The organism is Rhodococcus sp. DK176 (assembly GCF_038447315.2).
Lineage (GTDB): Bacteria > Actinomycetota > Actinomycetes > Mycobacteriales > Mycobacteriaceae > Rhodococcus_F > Rhodococcus_F jostii_A.
Genome location: NZ_CP118321.2, coordinates 6,528,357 through 6,554,058 on the forward strand (window position 1 = coordinate 6,528,357; position 25,702 = coordinate 6,554,058).

The following is a 25,702-nucleotide window of genomic DNA, read 5'->3' on the forward strand; positions in this document are numbered from 1 at the left end:
GTCGCTCAGCGCCGGGACAGTGCGTCCTGGTAGACGTCGAGGGTCTGCTGCGCGATGGCCGCCCAGGAGAACTCGGCGATCGCCCGCGCCCGTCCCGCCTTGCCCATCGCCTGGGCGGTGCCGACGTCGGCCGCGATTGTGTTGACCGCCTCGGCCAGCGCCTGTTCGAACGCCTCGGGCTCGTACGAGTTGTAGTGCACCAGACGGCCGGTGACCCCGTCCTCCACCACCTCGGGGATACCGCCGACGTCGGACGCGACGACCGCGGTCTCGCAGGCCATGGCCTCGAGGTTCACGATCCCCAGCGGCTCGTACACGGACGGGCACACGAAGACGGTTGCGGCCGACAGGATCTCCCGCACCTGGTCGGTGGGGAGCATTTCCCGGACCCAGAACACGTTGCCCCGATGCGCCGCGAGCGCGGCGACGGCCTGCTCGGTCTCGGCGGCGATCTCCGGGGTGTCGGGGGCTCCCGCGCACAGCACCAACTGGATCTCGGGCGCGAACTGGTGTGCCGCGGCGATCAGGTGACCGACGCCCTTCTGGCGGGTGATGCGGCCGACGAACGCCACCATCGGCTGGTCCGGGTCGACGCCGATCTTCGCGAGGGCGGAGTCTCTCGGACCTGCCGGCCCGGCGTGCCAGACGGACGTGTCGATCCCGTTGCGCACCACGTGGACCCGGTGCGGGTCGACGAACGGATACGCGTCGAGGACGTCGAGTCGCATCCCGGCGCTCACGGCGATCACCGCGTCGGCGTGCTCCACGGCGTTGCGCTCGGACCACGAGGAGATGCGGTAGCCGCCGCCCAGCTGCTCCGCCTTCCACGGCCTCCGCGGCTCGAGGGAGTGGGCGGTGAGGATGTGGGGCACGTCGTACAACGCGGACGCCAGATGGCCCGCCAGGCCGGTGTACCAGGTGTGCGAATGCACGACGTCGGCACCGGTCGCGGCGTCCGCCATGCGCAATTCGGCGGACAGCGTCGCGAGTGCCGGATTGGCTCCGGCCAGCGCGGGATCGGGGGTGTGTACGACCGCTCCGATGCGCGGAGCGCCCATACAGTGCACGTCCACCTCACACAGCTGCTTCAACTGAGCAACCAGTTCGGTGACGTGTACACCCGCACCGCCATAGATCTCCGGTGGGTATTCCTTGGTCATCATCGCCACCCGCACCGGCCTAACGTAACCGTCCGGGCCGCTTCGGGCCACCGCTCTCGGACACATTCAGGTATCGGAGAAACCATGACTCGGCGCTTCGCTGGCGGGGGGAGTGGCCGCCCGATAGGTTGACAGGGTGAGGAGCCAGCCACATGTGCTTGGAATCGTGCTCGCCGGCGGCGAGGGCAAACGTCTCTATCCGCTCACCGCGGATCGGGCGAAGCCCGCTGTGCCTTTCGGAGGCGCCTACCGGTTGATCGATTTCGTGCTCAGCAATTTGGTCAATGCGGGATACCTCCGCCTGTGTGTTCTGACGCAGTACAAGTCGCACTCGTTGGACCGCCACATCTCTCAGACGTGGCGACTGTCCGGGTTCGCGGGTGAATACATCACTCCCGTTCCCGCGCAGCAACGTCTGGGCCCGCGCTGGTACACCGGTAGTGCGGACGCGATCCTGCAGTCGCTGAACCTCGTCTACGACGAGGATCCCGAGTACATCGTGGTGTTCGGTGCCGACCACGTGTACCGGATGGATCCCGAGCAGATGGTGCAGCACCACATCGAGTCGGGTGCCGGGGTGACGGTGGCCGGGATCCGGGTGCCGCGCAGCGAGGCGTTCGCGTTCGGCTGTATCGACAGCGACGAGTCGGGCCGCATCGTCCAGTTCCTCGAGAAGCCGGCGCATCCGCCGGGAACCCCGGACGACCCCAACATGACGTTCGCATCGATGGGTAACTACGTGTTCACCACCAAGGTGCTCGTCGACGCCATCCGGGCCGACTCCGAGAACTCCGACTCCGACCACGACATGGGCGGCGACATCATCCCCGCCCTGGTCGAGGCGGGCGAGGCGTCCGTGTACGACTTCAAGGACAACATCGTTCCCGGCGCCACCGACCGCGACCGGGGCTACTGGCGCGACGTGGGAACGCTCGACGCGTTCTACGACGCCCACATGGATCTCGTGTCGGTCCACCCGATCTTCAACCTCTACAACCGTCGGTGGCCGATCCGCGGTGAGACGGAGAACCTGGCGCCGGCCAAGTTCGTGCAGGGCGGCCTCGCGCAGGAGTCCGTGGTCGGGGCCGGGTGCATCCTGTCGGCGGCCACCGTGCGCAACTCCGTACTCAGCTCCAACGTGATGGTCGACAGCGGCGCGACCGTGGAGGGCAGCGTCCTCATGCCCGGTGTGCGCATCGGCAAGGGTGCCGTCGTGCGCCGCGCGATCCTCGACAAGAACGTGGTCGTCGGCGACGGCGAGATCATCGGCGTCGACCTCGAGCGCGACAAGCAACGCTTCGCCGTCAGCAACGGCGGCGTCGTCGCCATCGGCAAGGGCGTCTGGATCTAGCGTGAGGCCCCGGAACGAACGGGGCTCTCAGAGCTTGGACGCGCAGAGCAGACCGTCGCCGATCGGCAGGAACACACGGATCAGCTGGTCGTCCTCGGCGAGCGCCTTCGCAGCCTCGCGGACGGCGACGGTGGCCGCGTCACGCTGGCTCGGGTCGACGACCCGTCCGCCGTGCAGCGCGTTGTGCAGCACGATCGCGCCGCCCGGACGCAGCAGACGAACCCCTTCGCGGACGTAGTGCGGGTGATCGACCGGTGCGCTGTCGACGAACACCAGGTCGTACGCCCCGTCGGCGAGCCGCGGCAGAACGTCCAGCGCCCGGCCGTTGATCAGCCTCGTCCGGGCCGGTGCGATGTCGTTCGTCCGGAACGACAGCTTGGCGGCCCGCTGGTGCTCGGGTTCACTGTCGATCGTGGTGAGGACGCCGTCCTCGCGCATGCCCCGGAGCAGCCACAAACTGCTCACACCCGCGCCGGTTCCGACCTCGACGACCGTCTTGGCGTCCAGCATGCGGGCAAACAGGGCTAGAGCAGCACCGACCGCGGGAGGTACCGGTCCGGCACCGAGGTCGTCCGCCCGCTCCCTGGCCGCACCGAGGGCCTCGTCTTCATGGACAGCCCCTTCTGCGTGGGTGAGTATCCGTTCGGCGTTTGTCTGCACGCACATGAGGCTATCGGGGTCTCGTCATCGCCGCTGCGAGGCGCGCTCGACAACGATGCCGCGACCTGCCCGGCCGCGATTCTCAGGAATACCTCAGCTTGCTCACACCGCACACATATCGCGGTGGGAAAGAGTATGTCCAACGCCAGATCCGAAGACCGCCCGGCGGGGAGATCACGACGACGGAGGAAAAGTCCGAGAAACGGGGAACAAATCCCGGCGCTCGGGAGTTGACGCCAATACCACGTTCAGTGATCTGCGGTCCTGAGTAGGAGGATCCACTTAACTCGATGAGCAACCACACGATGGCTCCAGACGAGAGAAACGCCGACGAGCAGCTGTCGGACGCCGAGCTGACGGGCACCGCTGTGTTCGATGCCACAGGCGAGAAGTCCGCCATGCCGTCCTGGGACGAACTCGTCCGCGAGCACGGCGACCGAGTCTACCGACTGGCCTACCGGCTGTCGGGCGACGCGCAGGACGCCGAGGACCTCACTCAGGACACGTTCATCCGCGTGTTCCGCTCCCTGTCCGACTACCAGCCCGGCACGTTCGAGGGCTGGTTGCACCGCATCACCACCAACCTTTTCCTCGACATGGTCCGCCGTCGTAACCGCATCCGCATGGAGGCGCTCCCGGAGGACTACGATCGTGTCCCGGCCGACGGGCCGAACCCCGAGGAGATCTACCACGACGCCCGCCTGGACGCGGATCTGCAGGCAGCGCTCGATTCGTTGGCCCCGGAGTTTCGCGCCGCGGTCGTGCTGTGTGACATCGAAGGACTGTCCTACGAGGAGATCGGTGCCACACTGGGTGTGAAGCTCGGAACCGTGCGCAGCCGCATCCACCGCGGCAGGCAGGCTCTGCGTGAGCATCTGGCTGTGAACGGAAAGGTTGACTCCGATCAGATCGGCGTCGGGTAGTTACCAGGAGGGACGAATGACGCAGGGGCGTGTACCTCGCCAGTTTGGCTCCACCGAACACCTGGCGAGTGAGGCGATCGCCGCCTACGTCGACGGTGAACTCCGCATGTCCGCTTATCTGCGCGCCGCCCACCACCTGTCGATCTGCGCCGAGTGCGCGTTCGAGGTGGACTCCCAGCAGCAGGCCCGGCGTGCCCTGCGCCGCAGCGGCGACGTCGCCATGCCGTCCGGCCTCCTCGGTCTGCTGAGCCAGATCCCCAGTTGCAACCAGGGCGATCCCGCCGACAAGCCCCCGTTCGACTCCCACACCCCGGATTCGCCGCTCACGAGCGCGTACTCGATCACGAGCCGGATCTGGTCCCGGCGCCGGCGCCGTTGAGCGCTCCCGGACCGACGACGGCGGTGTCCGCGCTCAGCGAGGCATCGGTGATACTGGGGCGCGTGATTGACGCACACGAGGGGGACACGACAGCGTGACGGCGGATTACAAGTCTCCGGGTTCCGATACGACGGCACCCGACGGTCCCGTGGCGGACGAGTCGGGCACGCTCCGCCCGGCGGACGCCCCACGGCTCGATCCGAGGCCCGTCTACCGGCCGCAGATCGACGCAGCGTCCAGCCGCGCTTTCGGCCGGCCCGGTGGCGTCACCGGTTCCTTCGCCCCGTCGGACGCCCGGAGTGAGAGCGAACCCTCGGTGAAGGTCGGTGCCCCCGACCCCGTACTGGCGGAGGCGTTCGGCCGGCCGGACGGCGAGGTCGACACCATTCAGCGTGATCCCAACGAGAAGCCCGCGACCCCGGCAGTCGAGGCACCGCCCGCCGACCCCTGGCGTGATCCCGACGCGGGCGTCGAACTCGGCTCGCCGGCGTTGCACGCCGAAGAACGTTCCCGACCGCCCGCCCCCGCGCTCAGCGCCCGCGAAGTTCTGTTCGGCGGCAAGGTGGCGCCGAAGGCGCTCGTCGCGCTCGGCGGAATCGCACTCGCGATCGGTCTGGTCGGCGGCCTCCTCGCCGCCGTGATCACCGCCGATCGCAGCTCGCTCACCAGCCAGAGCGTCACCCTCGTCCAGGGCGGCGGCGAGGACGACCTCGGCCAGTCGCCCGTCGCGCAGGTCGCGGACGCCGTGCTGCCCGCCGTCGTGTCCATCCAGGTGGCGGTCGGCGACCAGGGCAGTACCGGTTCGGGTGTCGTCATCGACGGCGACGGCTACATCGTCACCAACAATCACGTCATCTCCGCCGCGGCCACCGCCCCCGACGGCGGCAAGATCCAGGTGATCTTCTCGGACGGAACCAAGGCCGAGGCGCAGATCGTCGGTCGCGACATCAAGACCGACCTGGCCGTGCTCAAGGTGTCCGCCGACAACCTGACGGTCGCGGAACTCGGCAAGTCCGGCGACGTGCAGGTCGGTGAGGACGTCGTCGCCGTCGGATCGCCCCTCGGCCTCAGCAAGACCGTCACCCGCGGAATCGTCAGCGCCCTGCACCGTCCGATGCGACTGTCCGGCGAGGGCTCCGACACGAACGCCGTCATCGACGCCGTCCAGACCGACGCCGCCATCAACCACGGCAACTCGGGCGGCGCGCTCGTCGACGACACCGGCCGGGTCATCGGCATCAACACCGCCATGCTCAGCGAGTCCGGCGGTTCGGTGGGTCTCGGCTTCGCGATTCCCATCGACGACGTCACGACGGTCGCTCAGACCCTCATCCGGGACGGCAAAATGCACCACCCGGACATCGGTGTCAACGCCCGCACCGTCGTCAACGACAACACCAGCGGCGCCCAGGTGGCCAATGTCCGCTCGGACAGCCCGGCCGCGCGGGCCGGGATCGTCGAGAACGATGTGATCGTCAAGGTCGGCGACCGCACGGTCACCAGCGCCGACGAACTGGTCGTTGCTGTCAACCTGCAGAAGATCGGCGAGCCCGTCCGGGTTCAGCTGATCCGCGAGGGCCGGCTCGTCGATGTCGACGTGACCCCGGCCTCCGACTGACTCGAGAGGTTGCTGTGAGATCGCTCCGTCACCTGGGCAACACCCTCACCGCACAGTAGGCTGACCACGTGTTCGGCAACATTGGTTGGGGCGAGTTCATGGTCCTCCTCGTCGCGGCTCTGGTTATCTTGGGACCTGAGCGGCTTCCGGGTGCGGTCAGCTGGGTAACGAAATCACTGAGGCAGGTCCGTGAGTATGCGAGCGGCGCCAGCCAGCAGCTCAAGGACGAGCTCGGTCCTGAGTTCGAGGATCTGCGTAAGCCGCTGTCGGACCTCAATCAGCTGCGCGGCATGACACCGCGCGCGGTCATCACCAAGCATCTGCTCGACGGTGACGATTCGATTCTCACCGGCAACTTCGACAAGCCGAGTTCGGTGTCGTTCGACAAGTCGGGGACGAAGGCCGTGAGCGCCGATCCGTCGACGCCGACTCCGCCGCAGAACAAGCCGCTCGCGGCGGGCGAGCGCCCCCCGATCGACCTCGACGCAACATAGGCCCTCCGGGCTGGTGCGCCTTTCCGGTTGCTCCGGCAACCAGAAAGGCGCACAGGCGCGTAGCGCCTAGAGGTGGCGGGTGGTGTCGATCCCCAGCGACATTCCGGCGAGTCCGCGCTTGCGGACGGCCAGCTTGTCCGCGATGTCGCGGAGTGCCGTCGCGGCCGGCGAATCCGGGTGGCCGAGGACGATGGGAACGCCGCCGTCGCCGCCTTCACGGACCGCCTGCTCGAGCGGGATCTGTCCCAGCAGCGGTACCTTCGCGCCCACAGCCTTCGTGAGACGGTCGGAGACGGCCTGTCCGCCGCCGGATCCGAAGATGTCCATCCGGCTGCCGTCGGGCATGTCCATCCAGGACATGTTCTCGACGACTCCGACGATGCGCTGACGGGTCTGCAGTGCGATGGCGCCCGCGCGCTCGGCCACCTCGGCTGCCGCCTGTTGCGGGGTGGTGACGACGAGGATCTCCGCACCGGGGATCAGCTGCGCGACGGAGATGGCGACGTCGCCGGTGCCGGGCGGCAGATCGAGCAGCAGTACGTCGAGGTCGCCCCAGAAGACGTCGGCGAGGAACTGCTGCAGCGCGCGGTGCAGCATCGGTCCACGCCACACGACCGGGGTGTTGCCCTGGGTGAACTGGGCGATGGAGATCATCTTCACGTCGTGCGCGACGGGCGGCATGATCATGCGTTCCACCTGCGTGGGCTTGGCGTCGGTGCCGAGCATGCGGGGAACGGAGTGTCCGTAGATGTCGGCGTCGAGAACTCCCACCGACAGTCCGCGGGCGGCGAGTGCGGCGGCCAGGTTGACGGTGACACTGGACTTGCCGACGCCGCCCTTACCGGACGCGACTGCGTAGACGCGGGTCAGGGAACCCGGCTGGGCGAACGGGATGACGGGCTCGGCCGAGTCTCCGCGCAGTGACTTGCGGAGTTCGGTGCGCTGCTCGTCGCTCATCACGTCGAGTTCGACGCGGATCGCACCGACACCGGGGACGTCCGCCACGGCCTTCGTGACACGGTCGCTGATCTCGGTCCGCATCGGGCAGCCTGCGGTGGTCAGGTAGATCGCGATGTCGACGCTGTCGTCGGACGCGATGTCGACGCTCTTGACCATCCCGAGTTCGGTGATCGGTTTCCGGATCTCGGGATCCTGGACGCGCGCCAGGGCGCTACGTACAGCGGACTCGCTCAGGACTGGCATGACTCAATGGTAAGGATGTGCGCTCAGTGGATGCGCGGCAGGTCCGCGGCCGCCGGGATGATTCCGCTGGAGTAGCCGGCGGACCAGGCGAGCACGTTGGCCACGTAGGCGGCGGAGTTGTTGTAGCGGTGCACGGCCTTGGCGGCCTGAATCGGATCCTTGACGTTCAATCCGCCGTCGCACAGGTACTTTCCGGTGGTCAGCGCGGAGTCGAAGAGGTTCTGCGGATCGGCTACGCCGTCGCCGTTGCCGTCGCCCGCGTAGCGATTCCACGTCTCGGGGAGGAACTGGGTCGGCCCGACTGCGCGGTCGTAGTTCGCGTCGCCGTCCAGCTTGCCGCCGTCGGTGTCGCGGATCACGGCGTTGCCGCCGAGGGTGCCGTCGAGGACGGGGCCGAGGACGGGCTTGAGCATGTTGCCCTTGTCGTCCGCCTTGCCGTCGTAGGCGTGGGTGGACTCGACGCGGCCGATTCCGGCGATGAGCGTCCAGTACATGCCGCACCCCGGCTGTTCGACGGCGAGCATGCGCTCGGCGTTCTGGTACGCCGCGACGCTGATGGCCGGGATGCCGAGCGCGCCCTGGGCGATGCTCGCCGGGAGGGGCGGGGTGGCCTGGACGGGTGCGAGCGCCGGAGCAGCGGGCGCCGCTTCGGCGGCCGGTGCGGCCTCGGCGGCGGTCTCGGCCACGGGGGTGACGGCTTCCGCGGCCTCCGGTGCGGTGTCGGTCGCCTCCTGGGCGAGGTCGGCGACCTCCGACGAGGAGCTCGTGGAAAGGAAAGGAACCTTGGGTGCGGCGCCGGCCGTGTTGGCTGCGGTGATCAGTCCGATGGGGACGAGTCCGGTAAGCGCGATGACCGAATTGCGGCGGATATGGGAGTCCGTCTTCTTGTTGTGCCGACCCACTCGATTGCCTCCTGCGACCCCCGTCTCGGGGTGTTCCGTTCAATTGACCGGATCGAGGCTACCTGATTCGATACGTTTCCGTTATCCAACCGTGATCAAACGGGCTTGTATCGCACGGTTCCGTTACTCCCAAGGCACGTGAGCGAGGGTAACCAACACGGCAAGGTCACGCCAGGACGCGGAGGTGCCGGGGGTGTCGGACGGATCGGGCCGGTCGCAGCGTCAGGACCCGGACACCGGAACGCCTCCGCCGCGCGCCCTGCAAGCAGAGCGCGCGGCGGAGGCGGGGGTGACTACCGGGGAACGGCGTCGGCCGGAGGGGCGCCCGGGGCGGGCTCGACCGGGCCGGGCGTGACGGATGCCGGGGCGCCGGGGTCGGCGGGTGGGCAGAAGATCAGACAGGGCAGTTGCGGCAGCGGCGGGAGTCCGGGAATCGGCGGGGCCGGAGCGGGCGTCGCGGGGGTGGCCGCGCCGTCGGTGGACGGCTGCGGGGTGGTCGCGAGATCGCGTGGAAGGTCCGATTCGGCCGCGGCGGCGTCGGCGAGACGTCCGGGCGACGGCGACGCCGATTCCGACAGCTGGCTCGGCGTCGGAGTTCCCCCGTTCCTGTAGGCGTTCGACCAGGTGATGACGTTGGCGGCGTACGCGGCAGAGTTGTTGTACCGCAGGACCGCGCGGGTTTCCTGGAGCGGATCGCGGAGGTCGAGACCGCCCGAGCAGAGGTACCGGGCGGCCGCCAGCGTCGCGTCGAACACGTTGTTGGGATCGGCCACACCGTCCGCGTTGCCGTCGGACGCGTACTTGGCCCACGTGGACGGAATGAACTGCATCGGTCCGACGGCACGATCGTGCCCGGGGTCGCCGTCCGTGGCGCCGCGGTCGGTGTCCCGGATGACCTCGTTGCCGGCCAGCCTGCCGTCGAGAACGGGACCCAGGATCGGGGTGATCGTGGTGCCGACCGAGTCGGTCCGGCCGCCGCCGGCGTGACCCGATTCGATGCGGCCGATACCGGCCAGCAGATGCCACGGCAGACCGCACTTCGGGGACTCCGCCATCATCTCGAGTTCCGCGGATCGGTACGCGTTGAGCACGATCTCCGGGATGCCCAGAGCGCTCAGGATCACCGGCGCGGCGATGAGCCCGGTGCCGGACGGCGACGCCGGGGATGTGGGATTTGTCACCGCGGGCAGCGGGGCGGGCGGCGGGGGAGCGGCCCTCTGCGACCGCGCTACCCGCGGTGTGGGTGCCAGGATTCCCGACGGCGGGAAGTACGCGGCCTGAGGGGTGGTTCCCGGCGTGATCGACGCTGCCGTGAGCGTCGTCGCTCCCGTCGTGGAACCGAAGGCCGAAGTGCCCACGGACGCGCCACTCACAGCAGAACCGCCGGTCGAGGACCCGAGGGTGGCAACTGCGCCCACTGTCAGGGCAGCGACCGTCAACAGTCCACGTATCCGCACTCGATCACCCCCTGCGGTGCTCTTCGCTTTCGCACACCGCATACATCCGAGAAGATGTGACTGACGTTACATATACGTGATCGAGCCTGCCGGAGTTTGCGGGGATTCGCCGACCCTCATTTGCGCCGGGTTCGGGTGTCTTCCTCGTCGCCCAGCAGCGACTTGATCTCGTCGAGCTCGCGCCGCAGGTAGTCGCGGGTGGCGACCTCGCCGATCGCGATGCGCAGCGCAGCCAGTTCCCGGGCGAGGAACTCGGTGTCCGCCTTCGTCTGCTCGGCGCGCGAGCGGTCCTCCTCGAGGGAGACGCGGTCGCGGTTCTCCTGGCGGTTCTGCGCCAGCAGGATCAGCGGCGCCGCGTACGCGGCCTGGGTGGAGAACGCCAGGTTGAGCAGGATGAACGGGTACGGGTCCCACTGCAATCGGACGGCGAAGACGTTGATGATGATCCAGACGATCACCACCACCGTCTGGATCATCAGGTATCGGCCCGTGCCGAGGAACCGGGCAAAGTTCTCGCTGGCCCGCCCGACGGCCTCCACGTCGTACGTGACCCGGAAGCGGCGGGTACCCCGCGGGGTGTCGAGGCGCTGCCGGTCGGACAGGCTCCGGGCGGCCGCGCTGGCTGACTTCTCGCTCATCCGTCGATCTCCTCTTCACGCCAGTCCTCGGGGAGGAGGTGGTCCAGGACATCGTCGACGGTGACCGCTCCGATCAGGTGGTCCTCGGCGTCGACCACCGGCCCGCACACCAGGTTGTAGGTTGCGAAGTAGCGGGTCACCGACGTCAGGGAATCCTCGGGTGCCAGCCGCGGCATGTCGGTGTCGAGCAGTCCACCGACCAGGCTCGCGGGGGGTTCCCGCAGTAACTTCTGCAGGTGCACGCAGCCGAGGTAGCGGCCTGTCGGCGTCGCGGTCGGCGGGCGGACGACGAACACCATGCTCGAGAGAGCGGGGGTGACATCCGAGATCCGGGCACGGGCCAGCGCCTCGGCGACCGTCGTCGACGCGGTGAGGACCACCGGCTCCGGAGTCATCAGACCACCCGCGGTGTCGGGGGAGTGCTCGAGCAGCCGTCGGACCGGCTCGGAGTCCTGCGGGTCCATCAGCTGCAGCAGGGATTCGGCCTCGGTCTCGGGAAGTTCACCGAGGAGGTCGGCGGCGTCGTCGGGGTCCATGGCCTCGAGGACGTCCGCGGCGCGCTCGACCTCGAGATGCATGAGCAGGTCCGTCTGGTCGTCGGAGGGCAGTTCCTGGACGACGTCGGCGAGGCGTTCGTCGTCGAGTGCGAGTGCGAGTTCGTGGCGGCGTTTCTCCGGCAGGAGCCGCATCGCGTTCGCGACGTCGGCCGCGCGCATGCCCTCGAACTGCGTGAGCAGCGCCGAGACACCCTGGCCGGGCATCGCCAGGTCGGTCTGTGTGAGGCCCTGGACGTGCTGCCACTCGACGACGTGCATGGCGGCGCGGCGACCGAGTCGGCCGCGGTGCCCGCGCACCGCGACTTTCGACACCACCCAGTCCCGGGTGCGGGTCTGCTCGATGCCCAGATCGACGACGATGATGTCGGCGTCCCGCAGCTCCTCGAGTTCCGGGTCGTCCACGCGCACGTGGGAATCCGCCACCTGGGCGAGGGCGAGTACCTCGCCGGGCCGCTGCTGGAATCGGCGCAGACTGACGTTGCCGGTGGTGAGTGTCACGGAGCTCGGTTCGATGGCGGTGACCCGGAGCATCGGGACGAAGATGCGTTTGCGCGTGAACAATTCGATGACCAGTCCGAGGACGCGCGGCTGCTGCCGGCCGACGCGCGCGGTGATCACCACGTCCCGGACGCGGCCGATCGACTCCCCATCGGGGCCGAGCACCACCAGGCCGGCCAGCCTGGCTGCAAAAACCTTGTTCGCAGCTGCCATGATTGCCAGGCTAGATCCTTGTACAGAAATACAGGGAATCGAACACCTGCGAAAGTGGAGGATCGTCCGTCATGAGTTCCGTCTACAGGCCACGGCGGTCGGTGCTCGCCGTTCCGGGCAGCAGCCGCAAGATGATCGACAAGGCGAAGGGGCTGCCCGCGGACGAGATCTTCCTCGACCTCGAGGACGCGGTGGCACCGCTCGCCAAGCAGGAAGCGCGCGGCACCATCGCCGAGGCGCTCGCCGAGGACGGGTGGGGCGACCAGATCAAGGTGGTGCGGGTCAACGACTGGACCACCGAATGGACGTACGCCGACGTCGTCGAGGTCGTGGGACGCGCGGGCGCCCACCTCGATGCGATCCTGCTGCCGAAAGTGCCGGACGCCAGTCATGTTCAGGCCCTCGACCTGCTGCTGACCCAGATAGAGAAGGCCAACGGGCTCGAGGTGGGCCGGATCGGTATCGAGCCGCAGATCGAGAATGCGATCGGGCTCACCAACATCGACGCCATCGCGACGGCCAGTCCCCGCGTGCAGACCCTGGTGTTCGGTCCCGCCGACTTCATGGCGAGCATCAACATGCGCACGCTGGTCGTCGGGGAGCAACCGGACGGCTACGACCGTGGCGACGCCTACCACCACATCCTGATGACCATCCTGATGGCCGCCCGCGCGCACGGGGTGCAGGCCATCGACGGTCCCTATCTCCAGATCCGCGACGTGGAGGCGTTCCGCCGGTCGGCGCAGCGCACGGCCGCGCTCGGCTTCGACGGCAAGTGGGTGCTGCATCCCACCCAGATCGAGGCGGCGAACGATGTGTTCAGCCCCCGTCAGGACGATTACGACCGGGCCGAACTGATCCTGGACGCCTACGAGTTCCACACCTCCTCGGCCGGCGGCGGTCGCGGTGCCGTCATGCTCGGCGACGAGATGATCGACGAGGCGAGTCGCAAGATGGCGCTGGTGATCTCCGCCAAGGGCCGCGCCGCGGGTATGAAACGGACCACCGAGTTCGTGCGACCTGACGGGAAATAGCCTCAGCAGGCAGAATGGTTATCACAGGACCGATCCTGAGAGAACCACACGAGGAGACCAGCTGACGATGACGAATCCACTCGGACAGTCCAATGGGGCGCGGCGTGGGGCTCTGCCGGAACCCCCCACGGGCTGGCCCATCGGTTCGTATCCCACCTACGCGGAGGCACAGCGCGCCGTCGACTACCTCTCCGATCAGGAATTCTCGGTGGAGGACGTCACCATCGTGGGGGTCAACCTCATGCAGGTCGAGCGGGTGCTGGGCCGTCTCACCTGGGCGAAAGTAATTGGCGGGGGCATTGTTTCGGGGGCATGGCTCGGCGTGTTCTTCGGGTTGCTGCTGGGCATCGTCACGGGCGGTTTCCTGGCGCCGCTCGTCGTCGGCATCGTCGGCGGCATCATCTTCGGGCTGATCTCCACGACGATCCCGTACGCAGCGACGCGGGGGACCCGGGACTTCGCGTCGACCATGCAGCTGGTCGCCGGGCGGTACGACGTGCTGTGCGAGCCGAAGTCGGCGGAGAAGGCCCGGGACATGCTGGCCAAACTGGCGCTCTGATCGGCGCTCCCACCGCGACCTGTGGGTTGCGGTCGGGTCACGGATTGCGTCCCATTCGCGACGTTCGCGGCGATTTCACCCAGTTCGCCGACAATGTCGGATAGGTTTACGGCGCAATGCGTGGGCTCCGGCCCACGCCGAAACCGTGACCTGTCGGTGGAGTGCACGTTCCGGCAGGAACAAATGTGCGGGCCCGCGTGCCCAGCCGTACCGCGACTGGATCCGTGAGGGGCCGCTCGAGGAGGCGGCTGTGCTGCATCGCACCAAGCCCGGACGCTCGCTGAAGTGGGGACTGATCGGTGCCGCCACCGTCCTCACCGTTCCCCTGCTGGCTGCGTGCGGGTCGTCCGAAGAGGGCATCGTCCTCAGCTTCTACACGGCTGCCGACGGCGCCGAACAATATGCGGAGGCCGCGGCCAACTGCACGGCCGCGGCCGGCGGCCGGTACACCGTGGAGCAGCGCACGCTGCCGAAGGGCGCAGACGATCAGCGGCTCCAGCTGGCCCGCCGGCTCACCGGAAACGACACGTCACTCGACATCATGACGCTCGACGTGGTGTGGACCGCCGAGTTCGCCGAGGCCGGCTGGGCGGTGCCGCTCCCGCCCGCCATCGCAGCGGAGGTCAGCGAGGGCACGCTCGAAGGCCCCCTCGAATCCGCGAAGTGGCAGGACCAGCTGTATGCCGCGCCGCTGAACACCAACACCCAGTTGCTCTGGTACCGCAAGGACCTCATGCCGGACGGGCAGCCCCCGCAGACGTGGGACCAGATGATCGACATCGCGGAGGGCCTCGCCGCGGAGGGCAGGCCCAGTTGGATCGGGGTGCAGGGCAAGCAGTACGAGGGCCTGATGGTGTGGTTCAACACCCTGCTCGCGAGCGCGGGCGGGTCCGTCGTCGCCGAGGACGGGACCACCGTGACGGTCGCGGACGGCGACGCCGCGCTGAAGGCGCTCGAGGTCATGAAGCGGGTGGCCACCGCAGAGGGTGCCGACCCGTCGGTTTCCCAGGGCGACGAGGCGTCGTCCCGGCTGGGGATGGAGAGCGGAAAGGCTGCGTTCGAGGTCAATTGGCCGTTCGTGCTGCCGGGCATGATCGAGAACGCAGAGAAGGGGGACCTGCCGTTCATCGACGAGAAGGGCAACCCGACGTCCGTGGACACGGGTAACACGGTGCTCACCGTCGACGGTCAGCAGAACTTCCTCCCGGCGCCGTACCCGTCGGTGATCCCCGGGCGACCGGCCGAGGTGACGATCGGCGGATTCAACATCGCGGTCGCGAAGACCAGCCAGCACCCGGACCTGGCGTTCGAGGCGGTGTCGTGCCTGCGAAACGAGGAGAACCAGCGCAACAACGCCGTCAACGGTGGTGTGCCGCCGACGTTGGCGAGCCTGTACGACGACCCGGCGTTCCAGGAGGCGTACCCGGCGTGGCGCGAGGTGCGGGAGAGCCTGGAGACGGCATCCGTCCGCCCGGTGTCACCGGCGTACCAGAGCATTTCGACCCTGATCACCGACACGCTGAATCCGGTCGGTGACATCGACCCGCCGCGCACCGTCGACGAACTCGCCGAACAGGTACGCAAGGCGGTCAACTCGGAAGGGCTGATCCCGTGACGACCGAAACCGTGCAGGCGGACCGGGCCGAAGAGCCGAAAGTCGCGTCGAAAAAGCAGATCTCGGAGGGGAAGAAGGCCGAACGCCGACTGGGACTGTGGTTGGTGGCTCCCGCCGCGATCCTCATGGTCGCGGTGACGGCCTACCCCGTCGTCTACGCGGTGTGGCTGAGCCTGCAGCGCTACGACCTCCGCTTCCCCGACGACCGCAAATTCGTGGGCCTCGCGAACTACGTGTCGGTGCTGTCGGACGCGTACTGGTGGCAGGCCTTCGCGGTGACGGTGGGCATCACGGTCGTATCGGTGGTGATCGAGTTCGTCCTGGGCCTGATCCTGGCGCTCGTGATGCACCGGACGCTGGTCGGGAAGGGCATCGTGCGGACGGTGGTGCTGATCCCGTACGGCATCGTCACCGTGGCCGCCGCGTACAGCTGGTATTACGCGTGGACGCCGGGGACCGGGTATCTCGCCAACCTGCTGCCCGACGGCAGCGCCCCGCTGACGCAGCAGATTCCGTCGCTGGCGATCATCGTGCTCGCCGAGGTGTGGAAGACGACGCCGTTCATGGCGCTGCTGCTGCTCGCCGGACTGGCCCTCGTCCCCGACGACCTTCTCAAGGCCGCTCAGGTCGACGGCGCCGGGGCGTGGACGCGGCTGGTGCGGATCATCCTGCCGCTGATGAAACCGGCAATTCTGGTGGCGCTGCTGTTCCGCACGCTCGACGCGTTCCGGATCTTCGACAATATCTACGTCCTCACCAAGGGCGCCAACGACACCGGATCACTGTCGATCCTCGGCTACGACAACCTGTTCAAGGCATTCAACCTCGGAATCGGCTCCGCGATCAGCGTCCTCATCTTCCTCTGCGTCGCACTGCTCGCGTTCGTGTTCATCAAGCTGTTCGGCGCCTCGGCTCCCGGGTCCGACACGGAAGGAAACCGATAGCCATGGCCGTCGTCGACACACCTCGCCGCAAGATCAGCTGGTCCGTGGTCAACCTGCTCGTCCTGCTCTACGCACTGGTCCCGGTGCTGTGGATCGCCAGCCTGTCGTTCAAGCCCGCGGGAACGATCAAGGACGGCAAGTTCATTCCGCAGAAGTGGACACTCGACAACTACCGCGGGATCTTTCAGACCAACGCGTTCACCAGTGCGCTGATCAACTCCATCGGCATCGGGCTCATCTCCACGGTAATCGCCGTCGTCATCGGCACCATGGCCGCCTACGCTATTGCCCGGCTGGACTTCCCGGGCAAGAAGCTGCTGGTCGGCGTGGCCCTGCTGATCGCGATGTTCCCGCAGATCTCCCTCGTGAGCCCGTTGTTCGACATCGAGCGCAGGCTCGGGCTGTTCGACACCTGGGCGGGTCTGATCCTCCCGTACATCACGTTCGCGCTGCCACTGGCCATCTACACGTTGTCCGCCTTCTTCAAGGAGATCCCCTGGGAGCTCGAGAAGGCGGCCAAGATGGACGGCGCCACACCGGCTCAAGCGTTCCGGAAGGTCGTGGCCCCGCTGGCGGCGCCGGGCATCGTCACCGCCGCGATCCTGGTCTTCATCTTCTGCTGGAACGACCTGCTGTTCGCGATCTCGCTGACCTCGACGGAACGGTCCATCACCGCACCGGCCGCGATCGCGAACTTTACCGGCGCCTCCCAGTTCGAGGAGCCGACGGGCTCGATCGCCGCAGCCGCGATGGTGATCACGATCCCGATCATCATCTTCGTGCTGTTCTTCCAACGACGCATCGTGGCCGGTCTGACCTCCGGCGCAGTGAAGGGCTGAGACCTGCTTGCAGGGTCGAAACTATGAAGGAGTTTCTGTGGCCGAAATCGTGCTCGACAAGGTGACGAAGCTGTACCCGGACGGCGCCAAGGCGGTGAGCGACGTCGACATCACGATCGCCGACGGCGAATTCATCATTCTGGTCGGACCGTCCGGGTGCGGAAAGTCGACCACTCTCAACATGATCGCCGGCCTGGAGGACATCTCGTCCGGTGAACTGCGCATCGCGGGTGAGCGGGTCAACGAGAAGGCGCCGAAGGACCGCGACATCGCGATGGTGTTCCAGTCGTATGCGCTGTACCCGCACATGACGGTGCGGCAGAACATCGCGTTCCCGCTCACGCTGGCGAAGATGTCGAAGTCGGACATCGCGGCGAAGGTGGACGACGCCGCCAAGGTCCTCGACCTCACCCAGCACCTCGATCGCAAACCGGCCAATCTGTCGGGCGGACAGCGGCAGCGGGTCGCGATGGGACGGGCGATCGTCCGCAACCCGAAGGCGTTCCTGATGGACGAGCCGCTGTCGAACCTCGACGCCAAGCTCCGCGTCCAGATGCGCACCGAGATCGCCCGGCTGCAACAGCGACTCGGCACCACCACGGTGTACGTCACACACGATCAGACCGAGGCGATGACCCTCGGCGATCGGGTGGTGGTGTTGCGGGGCGGTGTGGTTCAGCAGATCGGGGCGCCGCAGGATCTGTACGACCACGCGAACAACCTGTTCGTTGCGGGTTTCATCGGCTCGCCGTCGATGAACTTCTTCCCGGGGCAGCTCACCGCCGACGGTGTGTCGACGCCGCTCGGCGAATTCACGCTGCCCGCGGAGACGCGCGACAAGATCGGGTCGTCGAACACGGCGAAGGACGTCGTGGTCGGGATCCGGCCCGAGCACTTCGAGGACGTGGCGCTCGTCGACGAGGGGCAGAGGGCGGCCGGTGCCACGTTCACGGCCAACGTCGAGGTGCTCGAGTCGATGGGTTCGGACAAGTACGCCTATTTCACGGCGGAGGGGCCGCAGGTGACCTCGCGGGAACTCGAGGAACTCGCTGCCGACTCGGGTACCGCGGTCGCGGGTGGTGGGCAGCTGGTCGCCCGGTTGTCGACCGAATCGTCCGCGGCGCACGGCAGGCCGGTGGAACTGTGGTTCGACCGGTCGAAGATCGCCCTGTTCGATCAGGATTCGGGAGCGAACCTCACCCGCTGAGCGGGGCGCTCACCCGAACCGCGGGTGTTCGCTCCGCCGAGGCCGCCGACAGTGCCCCACTCGGCCGCGAGGGCGGTCGCGTGGACCTCGTCCTCCTCCTCGTCGGACGGGGTGCGGGTGGTGCGCGTGATGCCGAAGAACGGCAGCAGCCCGGCGAGGGCGGCCGCGGTCGCGCCGACGACGAACGCGATCACGTACGCCGATTCGGTCGGGACGTCCGTTCCATCGATGGTGATGCCGGCGAGCAGGGTCGCGAGCAGCGCACTGGCGACGGAACTGCCCACGGACCGGGCGATGGAGTTGATGCTGTTCGCGACGCCGGTCTCGTCCTGCCGGACCTCGGCCACGAGCAGCGACGGCAGCGACGCGTACGCGAGGCTGATGTACGTGTTGACCAGCAGTATGGCCGCGATGACCTCCCACGTGCGGTCGTGGGCGAAGACGAACACGACGAACCCGCTGACGCCGACGACGCTCGCGGCGATGAGGACGGCCCGGGAACCGAAGCGGTGGATCAGTTTTCCGCTCAGGATCGAGGCGAGGACACCGCTGATCGCGCCCGGCAGCAGGTATACGGCGCTGGCCTCGAGGACGGTGGCCCCGAAGCCGTATCCGGCCACCGCGCGCGGGGTCTGGACGAAGTACGAGCTGCCCAGGAACATCACGAACATCGACATGCCGACCACGAGCGCGGACAGGTGGGTGACGAGGACGGGCGGGTTGGTCAGCAGCCGGGGCGCGACGAGTGGGTCGGTGATCCTGCGTTCGTAGAGGAACCAGCCGATCAGGACCAGGATTCCGGCGATTCCGCTGACGATGGTGATGGCTGACGTCCAGCCCCAGGTGCCGCCCTCGGCGAGCGGCAGCAGGACGAGGACGAGGCCGGCGGCGAGACCGGCAGCGCCGATCCAGTCGATGGAACCCGTTCCGGTGCGCGGGCGGCGGGGGATGGCGATCCACGCGAGGACGAGTCCGGCGGCGGTGATGGCCGAGGACAGCCAGAAGATGCGATGGAAGTCGGCGCCGTCGGAGACCAGCACACCGGTGAGGACGATGCCGAAACATCCGCCGAATCCGAGGGTGCCGGAGAAGATCCCCATCGCCCCGGTCAGCTTCTCGGCGGGAAGTTCGTCGCGCAGGACCGCGATGCCGATGGGGAACAGCGCGAACGACACGCCCTGGAGCACGCGGGCGAAGATCAGCACTCCCACCGACGTCGACAACGCACCGATCAGGGAGCCGAGCAGCACGACCACGAGCACCCCGAGCAGGACGGGCCGTTTGCCGCGGAGGTCGGCCAGGCGGCCGAGGACGGGTGTCGCGGTGGCGGCTGCGAGGAGGTTCGCGGTGAGGAGCCAGCCGACGGCGGTGGGGCCGACGTCGAGTTGCGCGCCGATGGTCCCGACGATCGGCACCACCAACGTCTGCAGAACGGCGACAATCATCACGACGAAGCACATGACGGGCAGGAGAGCCCTGGCTGCGGTTGTCGATCCGGCGGCCATGGGGTCCTCCTGTAGGGGTCGGTGAACGGGCGTAATCAAATACGGTACTGGGGCTAACTAACGAAGGGGTTCACGGTGGGGTCTGAACGCATGTCGAATCGAGCGCTGGGCCGGGCGACACTGGCCCGGCAATCGCTGCTGAGCCGCTCGGACACGTCCGCTCTCGACATGATCGAGCACCTTTGCGGGCTGCAGGCCCAGGCTCCGGCCCCGCCGTATTTCGCGTTGTGGGCGCGGCTGAGCCGATTCCGGGCCGAGTCGCTGTCGGACCTCATCGAGAACCGCGCGGTGGTGCGGATCGTCGCGATGCGCGGCACGGTCTTCGCCCTGTCGGCCTCGGACGCGCTCTCGTTCCGTCCGCTCACTCAACCGCTGCTCGACCGCGACCTGCACACCAACACGCAGCACCGGTCCGGTCTCGACGGGATCGACCTCGGCGCCCTCGCCGCCGCGGGACGCGAACTGGTGCGCGACGAACCCCGCACGCAATCCCAGATGCGGCCCCTGCTCGAGGAGCGATTCCCCGGCCGTGACGGGGCCGCGCTCGCCCACGGGGTGCGGGGACTGGTCCCGATGGTCCAGGTTCCACCGCGGGGGCTCTGGGGCAGGTCCGGGCAACCGGCGCTGTCGACGCTGGAGTCTTGGGTGGGTCGTCCACTGTCCGCCGCACCGTCCATCGACACGATGCTGTTGCGCTACCTCGCCGCGTTCGGCCCGGCGAGCGCGCGGGACGCCCAGGCCTGGTCGGGACTGACCCGGCTCGGGGAGGTATTCGACCGGCTGCGGCCGGAACTCCGGGTGTTCCAGGGCGAAGCGGGACCGGAACTCTTCGACCTTCCCGACGCACCCCGGCCGGACCCGGGCACCCCCGCCCCCGTCCGCATCCTCGCGCCGTTCGACAACGTGCTGCTCTCGCACGCGGACCGCGGACGCCTCCTCGACGACGACGTGCGGAAGAAGGTCTTCACCCAGAACGGCATCATCAAACCTGCCGTCCTGGTGAACGGCATGGTCGCGGCGTTCACCGCGACGGTGGTCGAGAAAGGCCGTGCGGTACTCGACGTGGAGCCGTTGGCGGCCATCGCGAAAACGCACCGCACCGCGATCGAGGCGGAGGGCAGGCGTCTGCTGAAGTTCGCGCACCCCGAGGCACCCGAGCGCGTCGTGCGGTTCACGGGCTAGCCGGTTTGTGCCTGCGCGGTGCGAGGTGGCTGAGCTCGGCGATGATCTCGTCGTTCCAGACATGCTGGCGCACAAGGCGGTACCGCTCGCGCGCCACCCACAGGTAGGCCTCGGCGTCGGTGTGGTCGGGAAGCATCTCCGCGGCCCGCAGCATCCGGACCACCGGCAGGAACTCCTCACCGAACCAGCGCCGGGCCACGGTCTCACGGCTGAGGAATTCGCCCACCTCCTGCATGAGCCGGAAACCCCAGGCCTCGACGCTCTGGCTGATCTCGGCGTACTCCCAGGGATCGGTGACGACCACCGCCGCCCGCTGGGGCCCGCTCAACGGAACCCGGGTGAGGAACAGGCGGCGGTGGTCCTTGATGACCAGGTCTCCGCGCTGCGCGATCCCGTCGGGGGAGATCTTGGTCTGGATTTCGGTGACGTAGGCGTCGATCGTGCTCCAGTGCATCGCGTACGCGATGGAGACGCGGTGGTGACCGTCGCTGACGAAGTGCATGGACCCGATCCGATACACCTGGATCGGCGGCACCGACTCGCCCCGGCGCTGCGCGGCCGCCAGTCTTTGCCAGCGCTCGCGCACCCGGGTGGACGTGGGCCGGAAGAACCGGTCGAAGTCGCGGGTCCGGTCGACGCTCCCGACGATGGAGTTGACCGGGATCACCTGCAGTCCGAGCGACCGTTCCCCGACCCGGCCGACGGCCGCGACCACCTCGTCGAACGGCAGGATCTCGTTGACGTCGTCCGGTTCGCGGCGCAGCCAGCTGACCAGCCGCGACAACTCGGCGCGACGACGCTGGCGGGTGAAATCGTTCTCCGCATCGGCGGCGGGGAATCCGGTGTCACGTGCCATGCCGGCGCCTGACGATGGTGGGGTCGGCGCCCGGGGCCAGCTCCATCAGGGTGAATCCCACGGTGTTGATCACCGTCGTCGGGCCGAGTGTGCGGTCCTCGGCCGCCCGGCCGTACGGGTGGACGTGCCCGTGGATCATGACGCGGGCCTGCAACCTGCCCGCCAGGGTCTCGAAGCATTCGAAACCCCGGTGCGGTGGATCCTCCTGGTCGCCCACTCCGCGCGGCGGGCTGTGCGTGAGCAGCACGTCGACCCCGGACACACCCGAGCGGCGCGCATGCCACGCACTCGTCAGCGCCAGGTTGCGCGCCCGCCGCCGCTGCTGTCGCTCGGTCCACTGATTAGGGCCGTCGTTGTAGCGGATCGATCCACCCAGACCGGCGATGCGCAGGCCCGCGATGCGCACGATCCGGCCGTCCGCGTTGACCGCGCCGCAGGGTCCCGGCCACGCCGAGGGTAGACCCGCCCGCATCCACCCGACCCGTCCCGCGGAGTAGCCGGACAGGTCGGCGTCGTGGTTGCCCGGCACGAAGACGCACGGCGCGTCGAGCGCGTCGATCAGATATTCCAGGTAGTCGAACGGGAGATCGCCCGCACCGAGGATCAGGTCGACATCCATGGCACGCACCTGCGAACTCCACAGCGACTCGATCGTCTCGTCGGACACTGCGAGTACCGAGACCATGCTCCGACGCTACCGGCTCGCGAGGCCGGAGGACGGGTGAGCGGCTTCGGTGGTTTGATTGCGGGGTGACTGACAGCGTTGTGGCCTCCGTTCGCGCGCACCTGCTGGGGCAGATCGGGGGCCCGGAGCCGACTGCGGCATCGGTGACGTTCCTGGGCGTCGAGCCGCTGGACGTGCTGCGGTTCGCGCCCGATGACGCGGGACTGGTGCGCTACGTGACCCTGGGGTGCTCCCGGCACCCGATGGGCGACCCCGGCGAACTGGTGGCCGACCCGCTCCGTGGCCCCCGCGCCGAACTGATCCTCACCCTGCGCGGCGGGGCCGGGGTGGCATCGGGAGTGGCGCGGACCCTCGCGGTCCTGGCGGCGGCGCCGTCGGTGGAAGGGGTGGTTCTCGTCGAGGACGCGCTGCTCGACCTGGGTGAGCCGCTGTGGAAGGACGCACCGTTCACCGCCGTGCTACTCGGTGAATCGACCGTCCCGGACCTCCCGCTGCCCGAGCCCGCGGAGGCCGTCCGGTTCCTCGCTGTCGTGCCGCTCACCGGCACCGAAGCGGCGTGGGTCCGGCTGCGCGGCGCCGGCGCACTGCGCGACGCCTGGACGGAGGCGGGCATCGACGTCCGCGATCCGAACCGCGGTGCCGCGTCCCTCTAGAGCCAGTGGTTCCGGCGGAACGTGACGAACAGGGCCACCGTCACCGACGCGATCACGAACACCACGCCGTGATAGCCGTACTGCCAATGCAATTCGGGCATGTTGTCGAAGTTCATGCCGTAGATGCCCGCGATCATCGTCGGCACGGCCGCGATGGCCACCCACGCCGAGATCTTGCGCATGTCGGTGTTCTGCTGCACGGCGATCTTGGCGAGGGCGGCGTCGACGAGTGAGCTGAGGACCTCGTCGTATTCGGCGATCCGCTCGGCGACGGTGGTGTGGTGGTCGAGGACGTCGCGGAAGTAGCGGCGGATCTCCTTCGGCACCGGATTGCCCGGTGCCCGCGTCAGCCGCAGCAGCGGATTGGACAGCGGGTTCACCGATTTGCGGAGTTCGACGATCTCGCGCTTGAGGAGGTAGATGTGTTCGACCGCCACGCTGCTGCGCGGGCTGAACACCGCCTCCTCCATGCCGTCGACGTCCTCTTCGATGGCCTGGGTGACTTCGAGGTAGGTGTCCACCACGTGGTCCGCGACCGCGTGCAGCACCGCGTACGGGCCCAGGGCGAGCCGCTCCTGGTTCGCCTCCAGCGCATGCCGGACGTTCGCGAGCGGGGAATGGTCACCGTGCCGGACGGTGATGACGAAGTCGGCGCCCACGAACACCATGATCTCGCCGGTCTCCACGATCTCGCTGGCCGTCGCCACCGATTCGTGAGGCACATAGTTGACCGTCCGCAGCACCAGGAACAACACGTCGTCGTAGCGTTCCAGCTTCGGCCGCTGGTGGGCGTGGACGGCGTCCTCGACCATCAACTCGTGCAGCCCGAACGTCTCGGCCACGCTCTCCATCTGCCCCTCGTCGGGGGCGAGCAACCCGACCCACACGAACCCTCGGCCCCGCTTGCGGACCTCGGCCATCGCGGCCTGGTGCGTGTACTTTCCGGGGAGCCTCGTGCCGTCGACGTACACGCCGCAGTCCACGATGGCGCGCGCGGTCGGGATGCGGATCCTGGGGCCCGGGTCCTTGCCTCCGCTGCGCTGATCCTTGTCGCTGCCACGCTTGGGGAGCGAGGGCACAGACGGCACGGGGCCCTCCCTTTCACCGTCGAGTCGGAAACGCTGCTGGTGAATCGTACGTCAGCACCCGCTCCGGACCGGCGGCGTCGCCCGACACGCCAGGCTTCCGGGCCGCACGCTCGGACCCCGTGCCGCGACACCTGACAGACTGGTCTGGTGCTCATCGATCTCCACACCCATTCGACGGCCTCCGACGGAACCGACAGCCCGGCGGACCTGGTGCGTGCCGCGGGGGCAGCAGGACTCGACATCGTGGCGATCACCGATCACGACACGACCGCGGGGTGGGCCGAAGCGGTCGCGGCGTTGCCTGCGGGGCTGGCGCTCGTGCGGGGCATGGAGATGTCCTGCGAGGGGCGAGGTGAGGACGGACGTCCGGTTGCGGTGCATCTCCTCGCCTACCTGTTCGATCCCGCGCACGCGGCGTTCGCACGCGAGCGGGAACGGTTGCGGACCGAGCGGATCGTGCGGATCCGCGCCATGGCGGAGTTGATGATGGAGGACGGTCTGCCCATCGACGCCGACGAGGTGCTCGCGGAAGCGGGACCCGCGGCGGGACGCCCGCACCTGGCGAGGGCCCTGATGCGCGCCGGAGTGGTCGGCAGCGTCGGTGAGGCGTTCGTGGATCTGCTGGCCCCCCGCGGCCGGTACTTCGTCGACAAGTCCGATACGCCCCTCGACGACGCCGTGCAACTGGTGGCGGAGGCCGGGGGAGTGAGCATCCTCGCCCACGGACGGGCCCGCACGAGGGGGCGGCTGCTGTCGCTCGATCATGTCCGCGACCTGGCGGGAGCGGGTTTGCACGGGCTCGAGGTGCACCACCCCGACCACTCGTCGGACGACGCTCGGGTACTGCAGGAACTGGCCGACGAGCTCGGTCTGGTCGTCACCGGCTCCTCCGACTACCACGGCACGAACAAGGCCATCCGGCTCGGCGAGTTCACGACGGACGCCGACGAATTCGACACCCTCGTCTCGAAAGCATCCGGCGTACAGGTGGTCTCGGCATGAACACGCACGAGTTCGAGCGGTACGACCCCTACGGTCCCACCCTCCCGAGGACGGTGACGGCCACCGAACCGCGTCGCAGCCCTCTCGTCGTCCGCGCGCTGCGCGCCCTCAGCGGGGCCGTCGCCGCCGGGGTGGTGATCCTCTGCCTCGTCGTGATCGGCTCCGCCTACGTGGGCGGCGGCCGGGGCTTCCCCGGCCCGGGGACGATCTCCATCACCGCGCACGTGGTCGCGTCGGTGTTCGTGATCGTGGCGCAGCGGATTGCGGACCGCCGCGACGGTCTCGTCGCCGTGGTCGCATCCGTCGCCGTCCTCGCGGCGGCGGCGCTTCTGCTGGCTACCCAGTGGTGGGGTTGACGGACGCTCGGCGCGTTATGTGAAACCGGCTCTCACAGTGACCCATCGGTAACTTATTCTCACAGGTAGAGGCCAGAAAACGTGAGACATCTGACTGTCGTGGCAATTTGATTGTGCATCGATA

26 protein-coding genes are annotated in these 25,702 nt (G+C 68.3%); 15 read left to right on the top strand and 11 right to left on the bottom strand.

What is annotated here, in order from left to right; all coding sequences use genetic code 11:
* Positions 1–5: 5 nt before the first annotated feature.
* On the bottom strand, positions 6–1,175 hold the full coding sequence (gene glgA / locus PSR88_RS30370; RefSeq protein WP_009479216.1) for a glycogen synthase: 1,170 nt from the start codon (positions 1,173–1,175) through the stop codon (positions 6–8).
* 121 nt (positions 1,176–1,296) lie between these two features.
* Here glgA and glgC point away from each other — a divergent pair, with 121 nt between their 5' ends.
* On the top strand, positions 1,297–2,511 hold the full coding sequence (gene glgC, locus PSR88_RS30375) for a glucose-1-phosphate adenylyltransferase (RefSeq protein WP_005239253.1): 1,215 nt from the start codon (positions 1,297–1,299) through the stop codon (positions 2,509–2,511).
* Positions 2,512–2,538: 27 nt separating this feature from the next.
* Here glgC and PSR88_RS30380 read toward each other — a convergent pair whose 3' ends face one another.
* Complete coding sequence (locus PSR88_RS30380) at positions 2,539–3,177, bottom strand: O-methyltransferase (RefSeq protein WP_016883307.1); 639 nt, start codon at positions 3,175–3,177, stop codon at positions 2,539–2,541.
* 284 nt (positions 3,178–3,461) lie between these two features.
* Between PSR88_RS30380 and sigE the strand changes: the two genes are divergently transcribed.
* The 4 genes from sigE to tatB all read left to right on the top strand — a co-directional run bounded on the left by sigE (position 3,462) and on the right by tatB (position 6,585).
* The gene (gene sigE, locus PSR88_RS30385; protein WP_011598042.1) at positions 3,462–4,094 is read left to right on the top strand and encodes an RNA polymerase sigma factor SigE; all 633 of its coding nucleotides are present in this window, start codon (positions 3,462–3,464) and stop codon (positions 4,092–4,094) included.
* A gap of 16 nt (positions 4,095–4,110) precedes the next feature.
* The gene (locus PSR88_RS30390; RefSeq protein WP_009479219.1) at positions 4,111–4,473 is read left to right on the top strand and encodes a DNA-directed RNA polymerase sigma-70 factor; all 363 of its coding nucleotides are present in this window, start codon (positions 4,111–4,113) and stop codon (positions 4,471–4,473) included.
* 94 nt (positions 4,474–4,567) lie between these two features.
* Positions 4,568–6,091: a trypsin-like peptidase domain-containing protein gene (locus PSR88_RS30395; protein WP_016883306.1), complete on the top strand. Its 1,524-nt coding sequence runs from the start codon at positions 4,568–4,570 to the stop codon at positions 6,089–6,091.
* Between the two features lie 68 nt (positions 6,092–6,159).
* On the top strand, positions 6,160–6,585 hold the full coding sequence (tatB, locus tag PSR88_RS30400; RefSeq protein ID WP_009479222.1) for a Sec-independent protein translocase protein TatB: 426 nt from the start codon (positions 6,160–6,162) through the stop codon (positions 6,583–6,585).
* A 66-nt stretch (positions 6,586–6,651) separates the two neighbouring features.
* Here tatB and PSR88_RS30405 read toward each other — a convergent pair whose 3' ends face one another.
* From PSR88_RS30405 to PSR88_RS30425, 5 genes are all read right to left on the bottom strand, one after another.
* Positions 6,652–7,788, bottom strand: coding sequence for an Mrp/NBP35 family ATP-binding protein (locus tag PSR88_RS30405; protein ID WP_016883305.1), 1,137 nt, complete (start codon positions 7,786–7,788; stop codon positions 6,652–6,654).
* Positions 7,789–7,811: 23 nt separating this feature from the next.
* A complete protein-coding gene (locus PSR88_RS30410; protein WP_011598046.1) occupies positions 7,812–8,690 on the bottom strand; it encodes a lytic transglycosylase domain-containing protein in 879 nt (292 codons plus the stop codon).
* 293 nt (positions 8,691–8,983) lie between these two features.
* Entirely contained in the window at positions 8,984–10,147 is a 1,164-nt protein-coding gene (locus tag PSR88_RS30415) for a lytic transglycosylase domain-containing protein (RefSeq protein WP_011598047.1), read from the bottom strand.
* Positions 10,148–10,263: 116 nt separating this feature from the next.
* Entirely contained in the window at positions 10,264–10,785 is a 522-nt protein-coding gene (locus PSR88_RS30420) for a DUF1003 domain-containing protein (RefSeq protein WP_005264640.1), read from the bottom strand.
* Positions 10,782–12,053: a magnesium transporter MgtE N-terminal domain-containing protein gene (locus tag PSR88_RS30425; protein ID WP_009479226.1), complete on the bottom strand. Its 1,272-nt coding sequence runs from the start codon at positions 12,051–12,053 to the stop codon at positions 10,782–10,784. Before PSR88_RS30425 ends, PSR88_RS30420 begins: the two co-directional genes overlap by 4 nt.
* A gap of 71 nt (positions 12,054–12,124) precedes the next feature.
* On the opposite strand from PSR88_RS30425, the gene PSR88_RS30430 reads away from it, so the two are divergent.
* The 6 genes from PSR88_RS30430 to PSR88_RS30455 all read left to right on the top strand — a co-directional run bounded on the left by PSR88_RS30430 (position 12,125) and on the right by PSR88_RS30455 (position 18,251).
* Entirely contained in the window at positions 12,125–13,087 is a 963-nt protein-coding gene (locus PSR88_RS30430; protein WP_009479227.1) for an HpcH/HpaI aldolase/citrate lyase family protein, read from the top strand.
* A gap of 67 nt (positions 13,088–13,154) precedes the next feature.
* Positions 13,155–13,646 carry a general stress protein gene (locus PSR88_RS30435; RefSeq protein ID WP_005239275.1) on the top strand — a complete coding sequence of 164 codons (492 nt, stop codon included), beginning with the start codon at positions 13,155–13,157 and terminating at the stop codon, positions 13,644–13,646.
* A 250-nt stretch (positions 13,647–13,896) separates the two neighbouring features.
* Entirely contained in the window at positions 13,897–15,261 is a 1,365-nt protein-coding gene (locus PSR88_RS30440) for an ABC transporter substrate-binding protein (protein ID WP_192815080.1), read from the top strand.
* Positions 15,258–16,205 carry a carbohydrate ABC transporter permease gene (locus tag PSR88_RS30445; RefSeq protein WP_005573473.1) on the top strand — a complete coding sequence of 316 codons (948 nt, stop codon included), beginning with the start codon at positions 15,258–15,260 and terminating at the stop codon, positions 16,203–16,205. The genes PSR88_RS30440 and PSR88_RS30445 overlap by 4 nt, the downstream gene beginning before the upstream one ends.
* A gap of 2 nt (positions 16,206–16,207) precedes the next feature.
* On the top strand, positions 16,208–17,044 hold the full coding sequence (locus tag PSR88_RS30450; RefSeq protein WP_005239292.1) for a carbohydrate ABC transporter permease: 837 nt from the start codon (positions 16,208–16,210) through the stop codon (positions 17,042–17,044).
* Positions 17,045–17,081: 37 nt separating this feature from the next.
* Positions 17,082–18,251 carry an ABC transporter ATP-binding protein gene (locus tag PSR88_RS30455; protein WP_009479229.1) on the top strand — a complete coding sequence of 390 codons (1,170 nt, stop codon included), beginning with the start codon at positions 17,082–17,084 and terminating at the stop codon, positions 18,249–18,251.
* Here PSR88_RS30455 and PSR88_RS30460 read toward each other — a convergent pair.
* On the bottom strand, positions 18,221–19,756 hold the full coding sequence (locus PSR88_RS30460) for an MFS transporter (RefSeq protein ID WP_016883304.1): 1,536 nt from the start codon (positions 19,754–19,756) through the stop codon (positions 18,221–18,223). The genes PSR88_RS30455 and PSR88_RS30460 overlap by 31 nt on opposite strands.
* 75 nt (positions 19,757–19,831) lie before the next feature.
* On the opposite strand from PSR88_RS30460, the gene PSR88_RS30465 reads away from it, so the two are divergent.
* Positions 19,832–20,938 (top strand): winged helix DNA-binding domain-containing protein, encoded by a 1,107-nt coding sequence (locus PSR88_RS30465; protein WP_029539488.1) that lies wholly within the window; start codon positions 19,832–19,834, stop codon positions 20,936–20,938.
* Here PSR88_RS30465 and PSR88_RS30470 read toward each other — a convergent pair.
* Together PSR88_RS30470 and PSR88_RS30475 are read right to left on the bottom strand one after the other, a co-directional pair.
* Entirely contained in the window at positions 20,928–21,794 is an 867-nt protein-coding gene (locus PSR88_RS30470; protein ID WP_005264657.1) for a hypothetical protein, read from the bottom strand. The two genes, PSR88_RS30465 and PSR88_RS30470, sit on opposite strands and share 11 nt — an antisense overlap.
* Positions 21,784–22,479, bottom strand: a complete 696-nt coding sequence (locus PSR88_RS30475; RefSeq protein WP_011598052.1) for a metallophosphoesterase — start codon at positions 22,477–22,479, stop codon at positions 21,784–21,786. Before PSR88_RS30475 ends, PSR88_RS30470 begins: the two co-directional genes overlap by 11 nt.
* A 65-nt stretch (positions 22,480–22,544) precedes the next feature.
* On the opposite strand from PSR88_RS30475, the gene PSR88_RS30480 reads away from it, so the two are divergent.
* Complete coding sequence (locus PSR88_RS30480; protein WP_029539487.1) at positions 22,545–23,132, top strand: suppressor of fused domain protein; 588 nt, start codon at positions 22,545–22,547, stop codon at positions 23,130–23,132.
* On the opposite strand, the gene corA is transcribed toward PSR88_RS30480, so the two are convergent.
* On the bottom strand, positions 23,129–24,220 hold the full coding sequence (corA, locus tag PSR88_RS30485) for a magnesium/cobalt transporter CorA (protein WP_011598053.1): 1,092 nt from the start codon (positions 24,218–24,220) through the stop codon (positions 23,129–23,131). The genes PSR88_RS30480 and corA overlap by 4 nt on opposite strands.
* Positions 24,221–24,367: 147 nt before the next feature.
* On the opposite strand from corA, the gene PSR88_RS30490 reads away from it, so the two are divergent.
* Both PSR88_RS30490 and PSR88_RS30495 read left to right on the top strand, forming a co-directional pair.
* On the top strand, positions 24,368–25,222 hold the full coding sequence (locus tag PSR88_RS30490; RefSeq protein ID WP_009479236.1) for a PHP domain-containing protein: 855 nt from the start codon (positions 24,368–24,370) through the stop codon (positions 25,220–25,222).
* Positions 25,219–25,578 carry a hypothetical protein gene (locus PSR88_RS30495; RefSeq protein ID WP_011598054.1) on the top strand — a complete coding sequence of 120 codons (360 nt, stop codon included), beginning with the start codon at positions 25,219–25,221 and terminating at the stop codon, positions 25,576–25,578. The genes PSR88_RS30490 and PSR88_RS30495 overlap by 4 nt, the downstream gene beginning before the upstream one ends.
* Positions 25,579–25,702 lie beyond the last annotated feature (124 nt).